Source organism: Pseudomonas caricapapayae (assembly GCF_001400735.1).
Lineage (GTDB): Bacteria > Pseudomonadota > Gammaproteobacteria > Pseudomonadales > Pseudomonadaceae > Aquipseudomonas > Aquipseudomonas caricapapayae.
Genome location: NZ_LJPW01000008.1, coordinates 42,240 through 61,685, shown reverse-complemented (window position 1 = coordinate 61,685; position 19,446 = coordinate 42,240). Strand labels below are relative to the sequence as shown.

Below are 19,446 nucleotides of genomic sequence, written 5' to 3'. Positions count from 1 at the left end.
GCCCTCTCGACCAGCGTCGCAGGAAGACGCACGCACAAAGCGCTCGCACGGGTTAACCGACCTGTCATGATTCAGTCACTTTCAGAAACAACAAAGCTGTCAATCCAGACACATTCAGCTGCAATTAAAGTTGCGCTTGTTATTATCGGGCACCTTCTCAACGTACCCGCCTGATTATGCCCGCAGCCCTTCCCGACCATTTCTTCCATCGCGATGCACGGATACTGGCCCGCGATCTGCTGGGCAAGGTCATCCGGCACAAAGTGGGCGACCTGTGGCTGGCCGCCCGCATCATCGAAACCGAAGCGTACTACTGCGCAGAAAAAGGCAGCCACGCCTCACTGGGCTACACCGAAAAACGCAAGGCACTGTTCCTCGACGGCGGCCACATCTATATGTATTACGCACGCGGCGGCGATTCGCTGAATTTCAGCGCCGAGGGGCCGGGCAATGCGGTGCTGATCAAATCGGCGTATCCCTGGACCGACGCGACCAGCGATGAAAACGCTCTGGCGCAGATGCAGTTGAATAACCCTGATGCCAGCGGCGCAATCCGCCCACCGCAGCGGCTCTGCGCTGGCCAGACGCTGCTGTGCAAAGCGCTCGGCCTGAAGGTCCCCATGTGGGACGCCAAGCGCTTCGATCCGCAGAGGTTGCTGGTCGAAGATATCGGACAGACCCCCGATCGTATTATTCAGACCACCCGCCTCGGCATCCCCGCCGGACGCGATGAGCACCTGATGTATCGATTCGTGGATGCGGGTTATGCCCGCTTCTGCACACGGAACCCTCTCAGGCGCGGTCAGGTCGAAGGCCGCGACTACCTACTTCTCGATCAAGGAAACTGACCGATGGGCGATCTGCTCAATGGCATGACCGGCTGGCTGACGGCAAACCCTTCCTGGGTAGCCGCCGCGATCTTTTTAGTGGCCTTCACTGAATGTGTCGCGATTGTCGGGATCGTTGTGCCCGGTACGGTCATCATGTTTGCCATCGCCGCTCTGGCCGGCAGCGGCATTCTGCCGTTAGGCGAAGTCCTGCTACTGGGTTTTCTGGGCGGGCTGCTGGGTGACGCGGTGTCCTATTTCATCGGTCGCCGCTTTCATCAGAACATTCGCCAGTTGCCCGGCCTGCGCACGCACCCGGAGTGGATGTCAGGTGCGGAAAAATACTTCCACCGCTACGGCATCGCCAGTTTGCTGGTCGGGCGTTTCATCGGCCCCCTACGGCCGATGTTGCCAATGATTGCCGGCATGTGCGACATGCCCCTGCCGCGCTTTGCGGCAGTGAGCGTACTGGCTGCGGCAGGCTGGTCGATTGCCTACCTGATGCCTGGCTGGGCAGCGGGTGCTGCCATTCGCCTGCCATTGCCGGAAGGCTTCTGGCCAGAGGCGGCAGTGGTCGGTACAGGCCTGGCGATTCTGTTCGGATTGAGCATTCAGAGCAGTATTCGCCAGAAGCGCTATGCGACCAGACTGATTTCCGTGCTCAGCCTGACGCTGGTCGCCGCGCTGTTCATCGGCTGGCCCTATCTGGCGGACTTCGACAACGGCCTGATGACGCTTGTCCAGGAGCATCGCAGCGAGGCCGCACAGAATATCGTGATCTTCGTCACCAGCATCGGTGACTTCAAGGCCCAGTTGCTGGCCGCCTCGCTGTTGATCATCGTGCTGGCCGTTGCCAGACAATGGCATCACGCAGCTTTCGCTCTGGCAGCCACACTGGGCACCGCGATCGCCAACGGTACCCTGAAAACGTTCTTCGCCCGTGCCCGTCCGGACGTACTGGTAGAACCGCTGACAACTTACAGCATGCCCAGTGGCCACAGCTCTGCAGCCTTTGCGCTGTTCATGACGCTCGCGGTGCTGGCCGGGCGTGGCCAACCCGTCCGGCTGCGTCTGACCTGGATGCTGGTCGGCGGCATTCCGGCACTGGCCATTGCGCTGTCGAGGGTCTATCTGGGCGTTCATTGGCCGACAGACATTCTTGCCGGAATGCTCCTGGCATTTTGCGTCTGTGCCGCCAGCCTGGCGTTCATTCAGCGCAACGCCCCTTTGCCCGCCATGTCGGTCCGGGTGTGGTGGCTCGTTGTGCCAGCAATGACCGCGCTGCTTGGTATCTTCGCGGTGCGCGCGCTGTCGCACGCGGTGCTGCGTTATCAGTACTGATTGACAGGCCTGATCGCGCCTGTGAAAAAACGGGTGCGACGCCCCTCAAATCTGGCACCTTGCCAGTGCTCTTTCGAGGCGTTGACTACACTCCCCTCAAGCAGGTGAGTGAGCGACGGCGTAGTCGAAGGAGTGCTGATGTCCCCACTGGATGGTTATACGTCGATGCCCGCCCGGCAACGCGGCGCAATCGGCCTGGTGGCCGCGCTGACATTAGGGCTGGCGCTGCTGTGCACGCTGGTGGTGGTCGACAGCGGCAGGCTGTATCTGGAAAAACGCTCCTTGCAGCGGGTTGCGGACATCGCCGCCCTTGAAGCTGCGGGCCGTAGAGGAACGTGCAGCGGTGCGGCCACGGCTCCCTCCTTCGCCACTCAGAGCGCCACGCGTAACGGTTTCACCCCGAACACCGATGGCCGGACACTGATGACTCGCTGTGGCACCCTCACAACAGGCCTCCAGAGCCAGCGCGTATTTGTCGCGGATTCCACCCAGGCACTGGCCATTCAGGTGGTGGCAGCACACCCTGTGCCACGAAGTATTGCCGCAGGCATTGGTGCACTGTTCGAAAAAACACCCTCGTCTGCCAATGTCACGATCAGCGCCACAGCCGTGGCCGCCAGTGCAGCGCCGCTCGCGGCACTGACCATCCGCAGTGCAGCGATCACCGTGGACAGCACCCGGGCAGCCATTCTCAACCCGGTCATTGGCAGTCTGCTGGGCGGCGCGCTAAACCTCAGCGTTGCCAACTGGCAAGGTCTGGCCGACACCGACCTGAGCCTGCTGAGTTATCTGGACAGGCTCAAAACCGACCTCAACCTTACGGCCGTGGGTTACAGCGACGTACTCAACACCACCGTTTCAGTCAGCCAGTTGGTTCAGAGCGCAATCAATGTACTCGGTTCGAACTCCACCCTGAGCGGTGCCGCTGCCATTCAGGGCCTGCAGCTCTTGAAACTGGCCACTGGAACGACCACCGTGCTGCTGGGTGATTTACTGGCGATTCAAGGCGGTGCGGACCTCACCGCCCTGAACACTAATCTGCGCCTGATGGATCTGGTTCAGGGCCTCGCGCAATTGGCCAATGACAAGAACGGTGTCTCGGCCGCGACACAGATCAACGTAGGCAGTCTGGCTCAAGTCACCACGCGAATTCAGGTGATCGAGCCGCCTCAACTGTCGGCCATTGGCGACCCGAGCAGGATCGACCCGCTTAACCCCAGAAACGGTGCCAACCGGATTTACGTGCGCACCGCACAAATGCGCGCACTGGTGTCGATCAACCTCCCTGTGCTGGGCACGATTACCTCGCTGGCCAATACCGCAGGCTCGGTCGTGGGCAGCCTGACACCGATCCTCAATAATGCATTGAGCCTCAATATTGCCGGCCTGCTCGGTTCTACCACCTGCGCGCTGGGGTTGACCAGTTGCATGGTCACCGACTTCAGGTTTCTGACCTCAGGCACGTCGTCCGGCACCGGTCCCAGGATCGATCTGAGCCTGTCACTGGCCAGCGCCGACAGTTACGTCACCGGTTTTACCTGCACCAGCAACACCAACAAGACCCTGACCATTCAAACCGATGCCGCTCTGCTGAGCAGCAAGGTCGGCCTGATCAGCGACAGCAACGCCTTCCCCGCCAGTACGGACCCGTCGGCGATTATCGCGATGCCCATACCGGTGCTCGATATCGGCACCCTGACCTGCCAGAAAATACTCGGATTACTGGGTAACTGCACCGCACGCCTTCCTTTTGGCGGCGGCGGAATCGGCCTCAGCTTCAACTCGGCCAACCAGTCGCCTTTGGGGAGCGCCACCGCGACCAGCACAACGTTCAGTTCACCCAACCTGCCGGAAATCAATAGCGCCCCGTATTTTCTGACCGGGGTCGCGGCCAGCAAGCCGAGCAGCGTGCTGACCGGGCTGGTTTCAAGCGTTAAGGTCGATGTCTATAAACCGTCGGCCAGCACTGTGATTGGCAACGTCATCACCGGAGCGGCATCGATACTGAGCAGCTTGACCACGGCACTGGACGCCATCGTCGACGATTCGCTGACACGCTTGCTGACCCTGGTGGTAGACCCTCTGTTCCAGTCGCTGGGCCTGAGCCTGGCATCCGCAGATGTGGGTGCCAACCTGAGCTGCAACCTGGGTCAGGCAACGCTGGTTATCTAGCCGGCATTGAATATCGGCAGCTCGATCTGAAAACGAGCGCCTTCGCCGATGTTGGCGACGCTGAGCTGGCCACCCATCTGATCGACAATGCCGTAGCTGACGGACAAGCCCAGTCCGGTGCCGACGCCGACAGGCTTGGTGGTAAAGAACGGCTCGAAAATGCGCTCCAGCAAACGGGGATCGATTCCGCCGCCATTGTCCTGAACCGCCAGCCGGATGATGTTTTCATCCCGCTCGGCCTCGACACTGATCCACGGTTCGAAATCACGGTCTTTTTCCCGGCGCGACAACAAGGCATCGCGAGCATTGACCATCAGGTTGATCAGCACCTGCTCAAGCTGATCGACATGTCCGCGCACCTGCACGGCGTCGACCATGCTGCCCACCCGCAACTGCACACCCTTGCCCTTCATGCCCTCGGCCAGCATCGAGATTGTGCCGTCCACCGCCTGGGCCGGGTCGAACAATTGCTCCTCCACTTCGGAACGCCGACCGAACACCCGCATATGGTCGACCACCCGGGCAGCACGCTGCACCTGCGTGTCGATGCGATTGAGCTTTTCAGTGAGGTATTCGATGTCCACATCACCGCGCCCCAGGCGCTTGAGAACGTTGACCACCGCCATACGCATAACGTTGAGTGGCTGATTGATCTCATGGGCAAGGCCTGTGGACATTTCACCCAGCGTGGCCATCTTGGCGCTCTGGTTCAACTGCATCCTCGAACGGCGCACGTCTGTATTGTCGCGGCCCACCGCCTGCACTTCGACCAGCTTGCCGTGCTCATCGAATACCCCCCGGTCGGCCCATATCCACCAGGCATACTCGCGGCCCGGCAGCTCGATACAGATTTCTTCGGTGCTCACCGGCGCTTCCGGAGTCAGCTGGCCGATACGCTTGATGAACGCCTCGCGCTGCTCGTCCGACAGCCAGTCTCCCAGGTTGATCCCGGTCAGTTGTTCTGGCGTGCACTCCATATAGTTGGCCAGCGGCCGATTGCCGAAACTCAAAACCAGGTCCGGCGTGTAGCGACAGATCATTGCCGGCGAATCTTCGACCAGAATGCGGTAACGCTCCTCGCTGCGCCGTATATGCTCGGCCGCCAGGGTGGCCTCGGTCACGTCGAGCCACAGCCCCACCGCCTCCACCGGCATGCCGAGGTCGTCACGCAGCACTCGCGCTTCGTCCAGCAGCCAGTGGTATTGGCCGTTCCTGTTGCGCAACCTGAAACGGCGGCTGACGAACCCTTCACGCAGCAGTTGCCGGTTACGCTCGAACCAGATGTCGCGGTCTTCAGGGTGAATGTATTCCGCCAACTGACCGTCTACACAGTCGGCCAGCGTCCAGCCCAGCAAGGGCGTCAGGCTGTCACTGAAAAAGGTCGGCTCAAGGTTGCCGTGGTCGTAGCGCTGCACGTAAATCACGGCCGGCGAGCTGGCAATCAGGTTGTCCAGCCGGGCGTGAGCCGCCGCCGCTTCGGTTTCCTGATTCTTGATATCGCTGACATCGAGCATGAAACCCAGTACCCGCTGTACCTGGCCACTGATCAGTGCCTGACCCTGAATGCGGAACCAGAGGGTTTCCTGGGCGGGATCGCCCTGCGCCAGGCGCACGCACAGCATCAGTGGCGTGCCTTTGTCGCGCAACTGCGCCAGCCGACTGGACAGCTCCTGTCGATCCGCCGGATGAATCAGCGCCAGCCAGTCCTGACGCGACAGGCTCTCGACCCTGTCGCCCAGACGCAGGCTGCGCGCCAGCTGCGGTGCCAACAGGATCTCGTCGCTCGCCGGTATCAGCTCCCACCAGCCGGTCCCCAAAAGGTCCTGAAGCACTGCCAGACGTTCGACATGGTGGCGATTGTGCTGCTCGGACAAACGGAACAGTACCGGACCGGCCAGCGCCGAGCACAGGTTGAGCCACTCGCGCTCTCCGAGGTCCGGGGCCTGTTGTTGCGGATTATAGAAGCCGAACATCAGCCAGGCTTTGGCGACGTTATCGCGACTGTGAGGGATCAGAAAGCCGTCGGCGTTGCCAAAGGCACTTTGCAGCGGCCCCTGATCGACGCTGCCGCCAAACCTCAGTTGATGCGTGATATTGGCATCGAACCGATCCGGCGCAGTACCCAGCCGCTGCCCCACCTGCCACAGCTCCGGCGCAGTATGCGCGCTGTACTGACAGTAGACACGCCAGCCAACGCCGCTGACTTCCGGCAATACCAGCGCCACACAAGGTACGTGCCACAGTTGCGCCAGCTCTTCGAGTTGCTCGGTCACCACGGCCGTCAACCGGTCCACATTGCACACACGTACACGCTCGGCCATCTGCCCGGCAAACCGCAGGCACTGCTGACGGCTGCGAGCGGCGCTGGCTTCTTCCATCAGGTCACTGATATCCAGCAACTGCAACAGCCAGCCCTTGCCATGCGCCTGCACCCAGCCACGAGCGTGCAAGGTATGCGCATCGGCACTCTTGAAGTCCAGATCCAGCATATGACCCAGCCAGTCAGGCGGCACGCCTTCGATGACCAGCGCGCTATTGGGCAGCAACAGGTTCATCAATCGCTGCGCAGCCGCCAGCGGAGCAGCAATGCCCAATCGAGCAAGCAGCTGCGGGCTGATGCTCTGTATCCGCCCCTCATCATCGAGCAGCAAATACAAGTCGGCACCGACAGGACCGGGCTCACTGGAAACCGGCACAGCCTGCTGCACCTGTGGTGTTTCACCACGGCCAAGCCATCGGCTCAGACGATTTTTTTCAAGGGACAAGTTGCAGGCTCGCTTGTGCAGTAAGGTTGGTCGGCAAGCGCGGGATCTCACCAATTACGGGGAGCGTCAGTAGCGGGAGCACCTGGGTCAATCGGGCCTTCGGGTACTGAATGGTCACTGTCAGAACACCGGCGCTGTACGTCACGCTGGTATAGCTGGCGCTGAAACCCAGCGCAGGCGGCATCCATGACAACTGGTTCATGACAACACTCTGAGCCTGGCTCTTCAATAGCGTGTTGTAGTCAGTCACCGTCGGATTGAGGGCAACACTTCGGCGCACGGCCTCACTGGCCGCAGCATTGAAGGACTGCATCATCAGCAACGGCAGGCTATAACTCACCACGCCATAGAACACGGCAAAGAAAACAATGAACACCGCGGCAAATTCAATAGCGGCGGCACCCTGTTGCCGACGAGAAAAGGAAGGTTGCAGAACGGTTTTCATATCAACGTCTACCCTGACACTTACGGCCTCAGCACAGCATAGATTCTTTCCGCACAACAGGATGTGTTTGCGTGGTGAAATTATTTTTTCTGCTGGTCTGGTTTGCAATCTGTGCCGAACAGGATGCGCGACACAAGCAGATTTCCAACTGGCTGACACTGGGCGCGGCAACACTGGCTGCCGTGTATCTGTCATGCACAGGCACTACCTGGCTGGGCGCTGCCCCGTCCGAAGCTGCGCTGGCACTGGCGCTCGCACTGGGCTTGACACTGCCTGGCTACGCGCTCGGCAAGCTGGGTGCCGGAGACGTCAAGTTGATGGCAGCACTCGCACTCGCCTCGAACAGCGTCTATCTACTGTGCACATTTATGGGCGCAGGCGTCGCTATGCTGATCGGGGTACTGTTCCTGAAGAGCGGCCGGGCTCATAGAAACCAACGAGTTGCACGGCGTGATTTTCCTGGAACCCCCGACACGCCGGATAAATATCCTTTTTCACCTTTCTTACTGGCAGGCTTACTGATAACGGTATGTGTCGTTCATTAACCGGTGCTCGGCCGATTGAAAACTTTAATACTATGTACATAGTCGGAAAGTACGACTACGGTTAGCACATTGCTCTGACGTACTGTCAGGGACCGCTGACACGAATCAAACAACGCTGAATCATGTTTTGCTGAATGGATAAAGGTTCCGGTCTGCCGGCCTTAACAGCATGGAGTTGCATGTGGATAACTACCCGGTCACGAAAGTTCTGGTGGTCGATGACCAGCCTCTTATAGTCGAAGAACTCTGCGAGTTTCTGGAGGGCAGCGGTTACGAATGCGTGCGTTGTTATTCAAGCCTCGAAGCCATCGAGCATTTCAGCAACGACAGCGCCATCGGCATTGTGCTGTGCGATCTGGAAATGCCCGGCATGAACGGCATCGAGATGGTTGAAACGATGAATATGGCAGGCGGCAAGACGCACCTGTTCGAAGCCATCATGCTGACCGGACAAGCCGAGAAAAAGGATGTCATCAAAGCCCTTAGAGCCGGTATTGCCGATTATTACCAGAAGCCGGTCAACCTCGAAGAGTTACTCGAGGGCGTTCAATTGCAAGTGGAAGCGCTGAACGAACGGCAAAAAAACCGTCAGCAACTGGGCCTGCTCAACGAGAAGCTTCAGTTCCTCGCCGCCTCCATAGACGACCTCTATCAGAATCTGGACAGTGTTCAGAACAGGCCACAGCCAGAACGTAAAACCAGCGTCGACCATGACCCACAGATGCCTGTGGCGTTGGCGAAGCTGTCACCCCGCCAGCTTGACGTGGCACGTCTGGTCAGCACCGGGCTGACCAATTACCAGATTGCCTGCGAACTGGGTATTACCGAAAACACCGTAAAACTCTATGTATCGCAAGTACTGCGCTTGACCCACATGCATAACCGTACCCAGTTGGCACTTGCATTTTCACCTGCCAGGTCGACGGCGCGACAAAAGCTGATCGAAAGCCAGGACTGAAAAGAACTCAGGCCTCGATTTCCGTCAACACGACGTGATAGGGCACATCGACCAGGGCCGAATGCACTTGATTGCGGCCCGCATGCTTGGCGCAATACAACGCCGTATCAGCCTGGGACGCAAGGCTCAGACTGTCGTCATGCGCACCAAGAGAAACCACCCCGGCGCTGAAGGTACAGAACAGATCGGCGGGCTGCGCGGGGTAATGGATCTCCGCAAAGCGATGGCGAATCTCATCAAGCACTTTATGAGCACTCTGAATGTCGGTGTCCGGCATGACGATGGCAAACTCCTCACCGCCGTAACGGCCGATGAAGTCGGTTTTACGCAGGCGCTGCTTGAGGAACAGTGCAAGGCTCTTGATCACACGGTCGCCCATCGGGTGGCCGTGGCTGTCGTTGACCTTCTTGAAATGGTCGATATCGAGCATGGCAAAACACAGTGGCTTGCCTTCACGTCGCGAGCGAAAACTGCAATCTTCCAGCAATTGCAGGATGTGCGTGTGATTGTACAGCCCGGTCAGGCTGTCACGGACCATGCGCGCCTTGAGGCTGCGAGCTCTGGCAGCGCGGTTGCGGACCGTGGTGATCAGATGGCGAGGCTTGATCGGCTTGGTCAGGAAGTCGTCGCCGCCCTCACTCATGGCGTCGAGCTGCTTGTCCTGGTCATCCTCGGCAGACAGGTAAATGATCGGCACGCTGACGTAGCGATCGTTATGCCGAATGACCTTGGCCAGCTCGGTACCGGTGCAACCGGGCATGTACATGTCGAGGATAATCAGGTCCGGCTGGAACTCGGCCAGTTCAGACATTGCCTGAATCGGATCGAGCAGAACCCGTGTAACAATTCCGGCTGCATTCAAAACACGCTCGGTGTGCATCGCTTGAGCACGTGAATCGTCGATGATCAGCACTTTATAAGGCTCGTATTGAGCCACGCAGGTCAGGACTTCGATTTTTTCCAGCAGGCTCGACGCCTCCAGCGCGCCGGTCAGAAACTCCTCGCCACCGGCCCGAACCGCTGCCAGACGGGTTGGCGTATCGGTTTCGCTGACACTGAAAAACAACAGCGGAAGCTTCTGTTCCAGGCCTTCCTGAGCCTGCGATGCCAGTTTCAGGCCCTGACCCGCGCCGCTGAAATCGACATCCATGACAATCGCCGCCGGATGCCGCTGGGCCATTGCACGTTGAAACTCGGCGACACTGTGCAGCGACAAGGCGGCCAGGCCGAAGAACTCCAGTTGCTTGGCCAGGCGCTCTGCCCGCTCATGATCCTGAAGTACCACATAGACTGGCTTGCGCAACGGTGGCAGCGATGTTTGCTCCAACCGGTCGCCATGCCGCAGGCCGGTACGCGAGAGGCGCTGCATCAAACGATTGAGATCAGTGATGAGGCTGCTGTTGAGGCGACCCCGATTGGCCTCGACGGCGTCGAGTGCGTGGCTGATGTCGTGCGCCAGGGAAATATGCTCCGCCTGCTCGAAGCGCTCGGCAAAGCGCAGAAGGCGTAGCGTCGACTCCTTGAGCTCAGCCATGTCCCCAGTCGACCACTCGGCCTTTTGCAGGCGCTGCCACGTCTCCAGAATCTGGCGCGCCTGATGGATGACCCGTTGGGCAAAATGATGCTTCAGGCGATCTCGGCTAGGGTCTTCTGACTCGGTCATATTGAGACTACTGTGGTTTTACTGAGCGATACGGCTGATGGCGCTATGCTAGCACCTCCGATACGACACAACAGCGCCGTAAGTCACTTATTTGACAACATTTTGATGGCGCTTAGCCATTACTCAAAATCAATCGACTGATAGATAGCAGCTATAAGGCTCCAGCTGCAAGCTGACAGCGGTTTGCTCTACGCTTATGGCTTGTGGCTTGCTGCTGCTTCAATCGCACCTTAGGGTAAGGTTGCGGTCGAACGCCTCGTGAAGCATTCAACTCAAGATCGAAAGGACCCTACCATGCTGGATTGGAAGAACCGCGCAGGCAGCGCGGGTGAGCGCACCGCTGACACCTCATCGGTCAAACGTCGCGGTTACCTGGGTAACCTGTTCTATAGTCGCGCTCTGGGCGCCTTGATCTTGATTTACCTGCTGGTTGCGCTGGTAGTCGGCTGGTACTGGAGCAAGGAGCCTGCACTGTTCCCGGTACAACAGAACGCGCAAGCCGCCGCCGAGCGCGAAGGCAAACAGATGGTTATCGGCTATACGACAGTCGAAACGCTGAAGACGGTGGCTGGCACGCTGCTCGATAAACGGGGTGGATACCTGTCCAACGACCGCATGCCACCGGGCTTGTGGCTGGACAACATTCCGAGCTGGGAATACGGCGTACTGGTGCAGGTGCGTGACCTGAGCCGGGCGCTGCGCAAGGACTTTGCCCGTTCTCAATCCCAATCGGCGGAAGACGGCGATCTGGCTCGCGCCGAGCCGCTGTTCAACTTCAACAATCGCAGCTGGATTCTGCCTTCCAGCGAGTCGCAATATGCCGAGGGGATCAACTCCCTGAGCCGTTATCAGGCTCGTCTGTCCGATCCAAACCAGAAAGGCGCGCTGTTTTATGCCCGCGCCGACAATCTGAACAACTGGCTGGGCGATGTCGGCACGCGCCTGGGCTCGCTGTCGCAACGCCTTTCGGCCAGCGTTGGCCGGGTCAAACTCAACAGCACGCTGAAAACCGAAGCCGCTGTTTCGGTCAAACCCGGCGAAGTGCCACAGGTAGACGAGGAAATCGTCGAAACACCGTGGCTGGAAGTGGACAACGTGTTCTACGAAGCACGGGGTCAGGCTTGGGCACTCTCGCATCTGTTGCGGGCCATCGAAGTCGACTTCGCCGATGTACTGGCCAAGAAGAACGCAACTGTGAGCGTGCGTCAGATCATTCGTGAGCTGGAAGCCTCTCAGGAACCGCTGTGGAGCCCGATGATTCTCAACGGTAGCCCGTTCGGTGTGTTCGCCAACCATTCGCTGGTCATGGCCAACTACATTTCGCGTGCCAACGCCGCGGTCATCGACCTGCGCCAGCTGCTGAATCAGGGCTGATGTCCATTCCTGTCAACGAGGCCGCGCACCGCGCCGCCTCGGATGCCGAGCAGATCGCCTGGGTCGACGAACAGGATCGGCTGCTCGGTTCGCAGGTCCGCGCCGACTTGCGTGAACGCGGGCTGATCGGGCGAGGCACCTATATTCTGCTGTTCAACAGTGCCGGTGAGCTGTGCGTGCACCGGCGCACGTTGAGCAAAGCCATCTATCCTGGCTACTGGGATGTAGCTGCAGGCGGCATGGTGCAAGAGGATGAAAGCTACGCCGAGTCCGCTGCCCGCGAACTGGAGGAAGAGCTGGGCGTCGGTGGCGTGCCATTGCAGGCGCACGAACGGTTCTTCTTCGACCAGCCGGGCAACCGGCTCTGGTGCGCCGTGTTTTCGGCAGTGTGGGACGGGCCTTTGAAACTGCAACCCGAAGAGGTGCTGGAAGCGCGCTTCATGCCCCTCGACGAAGTGCTGCGTCAGTCTGAAAACGGCTCTTGGTGTCCGGACTCTCTGGCAGCGTTGAAACGCTACCTTGAACAGGTCGAGAACGATCAGTAAGCGAGTGTTCAGAAATTGGCGTATCCAGCCCCTTAGCAACCGGCCTGTTTGCCGTTACACTGCGCGACCTTTTCAAACTGGGCCGGCCCTGCCGTTCCAGTAGCGCTGCCCCTGCCAGAGTGGGGCTTCGCGGTCGATGGCTCGTAGGAGCCCGACCCATCTTCAGTCCTCAACAAGAGGATTTTTGCGTGGCTAAAAAAGCCGCTTCCTTCGCCGCCCTGGGCGGCCTGGTGTTTTCAACCGACTCCGGGCGTCACTGCCCCGATTGTCGCCAGCCCGTTGCCGACTGCACCTGCAAACAGACGGCCATCCCCGAAGGGGACGGTATTGCCCGCGTGCGCCGTGAAAGCAAGGGTCGTGGCGGCAAGACCGTGACCACCATAAGCGGTGTCCCGCTGGCCGAAGAGCCACTCAAGGAGCTGGCCAAAGCCCTCAAGCAGCGCTGCGGCACAGGCGGCTCGCTCAAGGACGGTGTAATCGAGATTCAGGGCAATCACGTCGAACTGCTACTGGCCGAACTGATCAAAAAAGGCTTCAAGGCTAAAAAGTCCGGCGGCTGAACCCGCGTACCGGACGGCGAATCAAATCGTCATTTCAACTCATTACAATGCGCCCAGCCGATTACGGGCTGGCGCTACGACTTTCTTTATAGGGGACTTCGATGTCCGTACGACGCACACGCAAAGACGATGGCAGCCAATGGACAGTTGCGGACAGCCGTAGCGTTTATGGCATTCGCCATTGGGGCGCGGGTTACTTTGCAATCAACGAAGCAGGTCGCGTCGAAGTCCGCCCCAATGGGCCGGACAGTTCGCCCATCGATCTTTACGAACAGGTCGACAACCTGCGCAAAAGCGGGCTGTCGCTGCCCTTGCTGGTGCGCTTCCCCGACATCCTGCAAGACCGTGTGCGTCAGCTGACCGGTGCATTCGACAGCAACATTGCGCGTCTGGAATACCAGAGCAAATACACTGCGCTGTACCCGATCAAGGTCAACCAGCAGGAAGCGGTGGTGGAAAACATCATCGCAACGCAGAACGTTTCCATCGGTCTGGAGGCGGGCTCCAAGCCTGAACTGATGGCTGTGCTGGCACTGGCGCCCAAAGGCGGCACCATTGTCTGCAACGGTTACAAGGACCGTGAATTCATCCGCCTGGCGTTGATGGGCCAGAAGCTGGGCCACAATGTATTCATCGTCATCGAGAAAGAATCCGAAGTCGAGCTGGTGATTGAAGAAGCTGCCGAGCTGAAGGTTGCACCTCAGGTCGGCCTGCGCGTTCGCCTGTCGTCCCTGGCGTCGAGCAAATGGGCGGACACCGGCGGCGAGAAATCCAAGTTCGGGCTGTCGGCCGCACAGTTGTTGTCGGTGGTGGAGCGCTTCCGCAAAGCGGGCCTGGACCAGGGCATCCGCCTTCTGCACTTCCACATGGGCTCGCAGATCGCCAACCTGGCCGACTACCAGCACGGTTTCAAGGAAGCGATCCGCTACTACGGCGAACTGCGCAAACTGGGTCTGCCGGTGGACTACATCGATGTCGGCGGCGGCCTGGGCGTCGATTACGATGGCACACACTCGCGCAATGCCAGCTCGATCAACTATGACATGGACGATTACGCTGGTGTCGTGGTCGGTATGCTCAAGGAATTCTGCGACGCGCAAAGCCTGCCGCATCCGCACATTTTCTCTGAAAGCGGCCGCTCGCTGACCGCCCACCACGCGATGCTGGTGGTTCAGGTAACCGACGTCGAAAAGCATAACGACGAAGTGCCGGAAATCGCCGACAAGGCAAGCCTGCCGGAAACCGTTCAATGGCTGGTGGACCTGCTGGGTCCGACCGATATCGAAATGGTCACCGAAACCTACTGGCGCGCCACGCACTACATGAGCGACATCGCTGCGCAGTATGCCGATGGCAAAATCAGCCTGGCGGAGAAGGCTCTGGGCGAACAATGCTACTTCGCCGTCTGCCGTCGCCTGTACAACTCGCTGAAAGCACGTCAACGCTCGCATCGTCAGGTGCTGGACGAACTCAACGACAAGCTGGCCGACAAGTACATCTGCAACTTCTCGGTGTTCCAGAGCCTGCCGGACACCTGGGCAATCGGTCAGGTGTTGCCGATCCTGCCATTGCACCGTCTGGACGAAGAACCGGTGCGCCGCGCAGTGCTTCAGGACCTGACCTGTGATTCCGACGGCAAGATCAAGCAATACGTCGATGAGCAAAGCATCGAGACCAGCATGCCGGTGCACTCCTTGAACGAAGGCGAAGACTATCTGCTGGGGATCTTTCTGGTGGGTGCCTATCAGGAAATTCTGGGGGACATGCACAACCTGTTCGGTGATACCGACTCGGTGAACATCTACCAGAACCCGGACGGCAGCGTTTACCACGCCGGTATCGAAACCCACGACACCATTGAAGACATGCTGCGCTACGTGCATTTGTCGCCCGAAGAACTGATGACCCACTACCGGGACAAGGTCGCCAGCGCCAGGATCACCCCGCGCGAACGCACCTACTTCCTCGACGCATTGCGCCTGGGCCTCACGCGCTCTTCGTACCTCTCGTCCTGATGCCAGGAATCGCGATGGTGCCTGCAATGGGCACCATCGGCGATCACTGCCGTGCTCATGCTCCCGCTCACTCCCATCGGGGCCATGTATGCACAGTTGACGCGGGAGTGCTTCGAAAAGGGACAATCATCACGCACGCAACGTAATCCCCCACCAATACCTGCTGTAGGCAATGTCCTGTTCTGCTTGCTGCTCTCTGCCCTGCCCGACTTCTGCGCCAGAATGCACAGCCGCACTTCTGCCAGAGAAGCCCTCCATGCCCGATCCCGCCAGCGCGCCGCTCTTTCGTCTGGAGATTGCCCGTCTGCAGCGCCACTTCCCCGTCGTATCGTTCAGCGCAACCGAAGCGATCAGTCAGCCCTTTGCCTTTGAACTGGAAATCCACGGTGACGGCCTGGATCTGGACCTCACCAGCCTGATGTACGAACCTGCCCTGCTGAGCTTCGCCGGGGGCCAGGGTGTTCAGGGGCAGAGTTTTCATGGCCAGATTCAGGGGGCAGCCCGCAAGCATTACCAGCCCGGCCCGGCATGTTACACGCTGACAATGGGACCCCGACTGGCCTGCCTGGAACTGCGCTGCCACTCACGCCTGTTTCAGCACATGACCGCGATCCGGATCATCACTCAGGTGCTGGAAGAACATGGCCTGAAGGGCTGCTTCCGTTTTGACCGGCAGACCGAATGCCGCGAACGTGAGCATTGCGTGCAATATCAGGAATCCGACCTGCAACTGGTCCAGCGCCTGTGCGCAGAAGAAGGCATCCACTACCACTTTGTTCATTCACGACGTCGCCACGAACTGGTATTCGGTACCAACCTGCATGGGTTTGCGCGCAGCCCTGTCGCGCCGTGGCGTCAGTTTGCGCAACAACCCGGCGTCACGCAGTTTGCCGTCACCGGGCATGAAGCAGACATTCCAGGCAACCGTGCAGGCCAACATGCATCGGGGCACAGCAGCTTGCCGTTCGTGACCAGCGGACGCCTGCTGCCACTGGCCGGCCATCCGGAAAAGAACTGGAACCACATGTGGCTGATCACCGAAGTCCGGCACCGATTCGGCACCGTTGACGGCCACGCCCTGGCATCCGATCGCTACTCGAACCAGTTCAAGGCCATACCGTGGGAAGTCGGCTTCAGGACACCTGCCCCGGTGCCGCGCCCCCCCATCGCGCAACTGCAGCGGGGCCAGGTCGTTGGCACCTATGGTGAGCCTGCAAGTCTTGACGCGTCAGGCAGAGTACATGTTTGGCTGGAATGGGAATGGCAGCGCACGAATGACCCCGACAGCGGCTGCTGGCTGCATCTGGCACCGGGACTGGCTATCGAATGTCGGGGTGGCATGGGTGTGGCGGTGAGTTTTTCTGCGGACGACGCCCAGCCACCGCTGATCGCCGGGTGCCTGTCGGCGCAGACTCCAGACGCGAGCCGCGAGAGTGATCCAGAGCCTGTCGATAATGTTCGGATGCACCTCGACTGGCAGACGTTCTCGGGGGCCGAGCGGTGCCTGCAAATGGCAGACGGGCCCCTTATCTATCTCGACGAAGGCAGCAAAATCACAGTAGATGCCGGTTGTAGCACAATACAGATCGACGACGATGGTCTGACGCTGAGCAGCCCGCTTATCGGTTTTGCCAGCCAGGCGAATGGCGACTCGGGTGATCCGGACGCCATTGAGTGACGTAGCAGTCCCTGTGCGGCACTGAATCGAAGCACGATGGTCTCATGCACGTCCGAATCACCCGCCGGAGCCCTTCCCCCATGATCCGAGTGATTTTCCTCACACTGATGAGCGGTGCCTTACTGGCAGCATTGTCCGGTTGCTCTCCGTTGAAGCTGCTCAACACGTTGAATCCGGCCGGCCCTGTCGATCACGTCTATGACCTGGCCTACGGACCGGATCCCCGCAATAGGCTGGACATCTACACCCCGCAGGCGAAACCGGCCAATGCTCCGGTGGTGGTGTTTTTCTATGGTGGCAGCTGGAACACCGGCTCGAAAGCCAATTACGCTTTCATCGGCGAAGCCTTGGCTGCGCGTGGCATGGTCGTTGTGATTGCCGACTACAGACTGTATCCGCAAGTGCGCTACCCCGGTTTCCTGGAGGACTCCGCCAAGGCCCTTGCGTGGGCACACTCGCATGCCAAGGCCTACGGTGGCGACCCTGGTCGGCTATACGTGATGGGCCATAGCGCAGGTGCCTATAATGCCGCAATGCTGGCACTCGACCCGCGCTGGCTGGCTCGCGAAGGGTTGTCTCCGTCCATCCTCAGCGGCTGGATCGGGCTGGCCGGACCATACGATTTCCTGCCCATCGAGGAGCCGGAGGTGAAACCGGTCTTCTTTTTCCCGAACTCGCCACTTGACTCGCAACCCATCAATCACGTCAGCGCCAGCGCACCGCCTGCGTTGCTGATGGCCTCGCGTACCGACTCGGTGGTCAACCCCAAACGCAATACCGGCGGTCTGGCCAGGGCGTTGCGCGAGGCAGGTGTGCCCGTACGCGATCTGTATTTCTCGCGCACCAACCATGGCACGCTGGTCGGCGCATTCGCCAGACTGTTAAGCAGCCTGGCACCCGTGGTCGACGAAGTCGACATGTTCGTCAAGCACACTCCGGCAAAGGCTCAGTGAACGAACCAGCCGTCCCTGCGCGTCAATCGCCAGGCAATGCCCCCAAGGCTCAGGCCGCGCAGCAGGGTAAAGGCTAAAAACGTCAGCCATAAGGCGTGGTTGCCGTGACTGGAAGCCAGATACGCCACCGGCGCGATGCCTGCCGCGCTGAAGAGCATCGCGTTGCGCATTTCGCGGGCACGGGTGGCCCCGATGAACAGGCCGTCCAGGAGGTAACTCCATACGGCCAGCAACGGCATCAACGCCAGATACGGCAGATAGGTCATTGCGGTTGCGCGAACCTCGGGAATATCGGTCTGCAAGCTGACGAACCCCTGCCCGCCCAGCAGAAAAAATAGCGCAAACGCTACGCTGGCGATCAGCGACCAACCGCCCGCGACCACCATCGAGCGCCGCAGCGTCTCCCGGTCGCGCGCACCAATGGCATGGCCACACAGCGCTTCGACCGCATGCGCCAGCCCGTCCAGTGCATGGGCGGTCAACAGCAGGCCGTTGAGCAGCAACGCGTTGGCGGCAACCGTTGCGTCGCCCAGACGAGCGCCCTGTACGGTAATCAGAAACATCACCGATTGCAGTGCCAGCGTGCGCAGGAAGATGTCGCGGTTGACCGCCAGCAAAGGACGCCAGTTGCTCCATGATTTCAGGGCCGGCCAGACGATGCGGCCTGGCCAGGCACGCAGGGTCTTGCGGGCCAGCAGCAGACCGAGGACTACGCCGGTCCATTCTGCCAGCACCGAGGCACGGGCCGAACCGACCACGCCCCAGTCGAGGCCAATGACGAACCACAGGTTGAGCACGATATTGACCAGATTGGTGATAAGCAGAATGGCCAGCGGCGCTCTGGCGTTTTGCGCGCCGAGAAACCAGCCGACCAGCGCATAACTGGCCAGTGCCGCAGGCAGTCCGAACAGCCGGGTATGGAAGAAGTCCAGTGTCATTTGCTGCAGATCGGCCGACGGCTGCATCATCTCCAGCGCCAGGTGGCTGAACGGCAAGGCGATCACCCCCAGCACTAACGCCAGTCCGACGGCCAGCAACAGCCCCTGCAACAGGATCCGGCGCAGCGCCGCACTGTCATTGCGCCCTGCCGCCTGCGCGGCAAAACCGGTGGTGCCCATGCGCAGAAAGCCCATGGCCCAAGCGAGAAAGGTGTAAAGCGTCGCGCCGACCGCGACGGCGCCCAACTGATGGGCGTGCGGCAGATGACCGATCACTGCACTGTCGACCAGCGCCACCAGCGGAACGGAAATATTCGACAGAATCATCGGCGCGGCAAGCGCCCAGACACGACGATGGGTTGAGCGATGACGCCAATCGTTGAGCAACGTGGACATGAGGACTCCCGGCAAGGCGGGCATTGTAGCCAGATCAAACGAGGGTGTCCCGGAGAACGACTCTCATGCCCAAGCTCACGCTCAGCGTTATACACAGGTCAGCCTTTGGTTCTGGCCAAAAGCCGCAGGAGCGAACCGGGCGATGCATCGCTTGTTCGCGAAAGGGCTGCCTATTCACCGAAAATGCTTCGCCTGAAAGACCGTATTCGCCAACAGGCGAGGCGTAGCCCGAGATGACCTGTCCTATCTGACAGTAATACTTGTCATCACG

General features: G+C 59.8%; 15 protein-coding genes. 11 read left to right on the top strand and 4 right to left on the bottom strand.

Annotated features, from left to right (window positions below; genetic code table 11):
• Window positions 1–176 precede the first annotated feature (176 nt).
• From ALO80_RS01420 to ALO80_RS01410, 3 genes are all read left to right on the top strand, one after another.
• Complete coding sequence (locus tag ALO80_RS01420) at window positions 177–848, top strand: DNA-3-methyladenine glycosylase (protein ID WP_055007672.1); 672 nt, start codon at window positions 177–179, stop codon at window positions 846–848.
• 3 nt (window positions 849–851) lie between these two features.
• On the top strand, window positions 852–2,168 hold the full coding sequence (locus tag ALO80_RS01415; RefSeq protein WP_055007671.1) for a bifunctional DedA family/phosphatase PAP2 family protein: 1,317 nt from the start codon (window positions 852–854) through the stop codon (window positions 2,166–2,168).
• Between the two features lie 138 nt (window positions 2,169–2,306).
• Complete coding sequence (locus ALO80_RS01410) at window positions 2,307–4,340, top strand: pilus assembly protein TadG-related protein (protein WP_055007670.1); 2,034 nt, start codon at window positions 2,307–2,309, stop codon at window positions 4,338–4,340.
• Here the strand turns inward: ALO80_RS01410 and ALO80_RS01405 are convergent.
• Together ALO80_RS01405 and ALO80_RS01400 are read right to left on the bottom strand one after the other, a co-directional pair.
• Entirely contained in the window at window positions 4,337–7,105 is a 2,769-nt protein-coding gene (locus tag ALO80_RS01405; RefSeq protein WP_055007669.1) for a PAS domain-containing protein, read from the bottom strand. The genes ALO80_RS01410 and ALO80_RS01405 overlap by 4 nt on opposite strands.
• Window positions 7,095–7,550, bottom strand: coding sequence for a TadE/TadG family type IV pilus assembly protein (locus ALO80_RS01400; RefSeq protein ID WP_055007668.1), 456 nt, complete (start codon window positions 7,548–7,550; stop codon window positions 7,095–7,097). Before ALO80_RS01400 ends, ALO80_RS01405 begins: the two co-directional genes overlap by 11 nt.
• Window positions 7,551–7,624: 74 nt before the next feature.
• Here ALO80_RS01400 and ALO80_RS01395 point away from each other — a divergent pair, with 74 nt between their 5' ends.
• Window positions 7,625–8,095, top strand: coding sequence for a prepilin peptidase (locus ALO80_RS01395; protein WP_055007728.1), 471 nt, complete (start codon window positions 7,625–7,627; stop codon window positions 8,093–8,095).
• Between the two features lie 181 nt (window positions 8,096–8,276).
• Window positions 8,277–9,053: a response regulator transcription factor gene (locus tag ALO80_RS01390; protein ID WP_055007727.1), complete on the top strand. Its 777-nt coding sequence runs from the start codon at window positions 8,277–8,279 to the stop codon at window positions 9,051–9,053.
• Between the two features lie 7 nt (window positions 9,054–9,060).
• On the opposite strand, the gene ALO80_RS01385 is transcribed toward ALO80_RS01390, so the two are convergent.
• The gene (locus ALO80_RS01385) at window positions 9,061–10,716 is read right to left on the bottom strand and encodes a response regulator (protein ID WP_055007667.1); all 1,656 of its coding nucleotides are present in this window, start codon (window positions 10,714–10,716) and stop codon (window positions 9,061–9,063) included.
• A gap of 294 nt (window positions 10,717–11,010) precedes the next feature.
• Here ALO80_RS01385 and ALO80_RS01380 point away from each other — a divergent pair, with 294 nt between their 5' ends.
• The 6 genes from ALO80_RS01380 to ALO80_RS01355 all read left to right on the top strand — a co-directional run bounded on the left by ALO80_RS01380 (window position 11,011) and on the right by ALO80_RS01355 (window position 17,841).
• On the top strand, window positions 11,011–12,090 hold the full coding sequence (locus tag ALO80_RS01380) for a DUF2333 family protein (protein ID WP_054986564.1): 1,080 nt from the start codon (window positions 11,011–11,013) through the stop codon (window positions 12,088–12,090).
• Entirely contained in the window at window positions 12,090–12,635 is a 546-nt protein-coding gene (locus tag ALO80_RS01375; protein ID WP_055007666.1) for an NUDIX hydrolase, read from the top strand. Before ALO80_RS01380 ends, ALO80_RS01375 begins: the two co-directional genes overlap by 1 nt.
• A 188-nt stretch (window positions 12,636–12,823) precedes the next feature.
• Entirely contained in the window at window positions 12,824–13,195 is a 372-nt protein-coding gene (locus ALO80_RS01370; RefSeq protein WP_055007665.1) for a translation initiation factor Sui1, read from the top strand.
• A 101-nt stretch (window positions 13,196–13,296) separates the two neighbouring features.
• Entirely contained in the window at window positions 13,297–15,210 is a 1,914-nt protein-coding gene (gene speA / locus ALO80_RS01365; RefSeq protein WP_055007664.1) for an arginine decarboxylase, read from the top strand.
• Window positions 15,211–15,466: 256 nt separating this feature from the next.
• Window positions 15,467–16,888, top strand: coding sequence for a type VI secretion system Vgr family protein (locus ALO80_RS01360; protein WP_055007663.1), 1,422 nt, complete (start codon window positions 15,467–15,469; stop codon window positions 16,886–16,888).
• A gap of 80 nt (window positions 16,889–16,968) precedes the next feature.
• Complete coding sequence (locus ALO80_RS01355; RefSeq protein ID WP_055004752.1) at window positions 16,969–17,841, top strand: alpha/beta hydrolase; 873 nt, start codon at window positions 16,969–16,971, stop codon at window positions 17,839–17,841.
• On the opposite strand, the gene ALO80_RS01350 is transcribed toward ALO80_RS01355, so the two are convergent.
• Entirely contained in the window at window positions 17,835–19,175 is a 1,341-nt protein-coding gene (locus ALO80_RS01350; RefSeq protein WP_055004753.1) for an MATE family efflux transporter, read from the bottom strand. The two genes, ALO80_RS01355 and ALO80_RS01350, sit on opposite strands and share 7 nt — an antisense overlap.
• Between the last annotated feature and the right edge of the window lie 271 nt (window positions 19,176–19,446).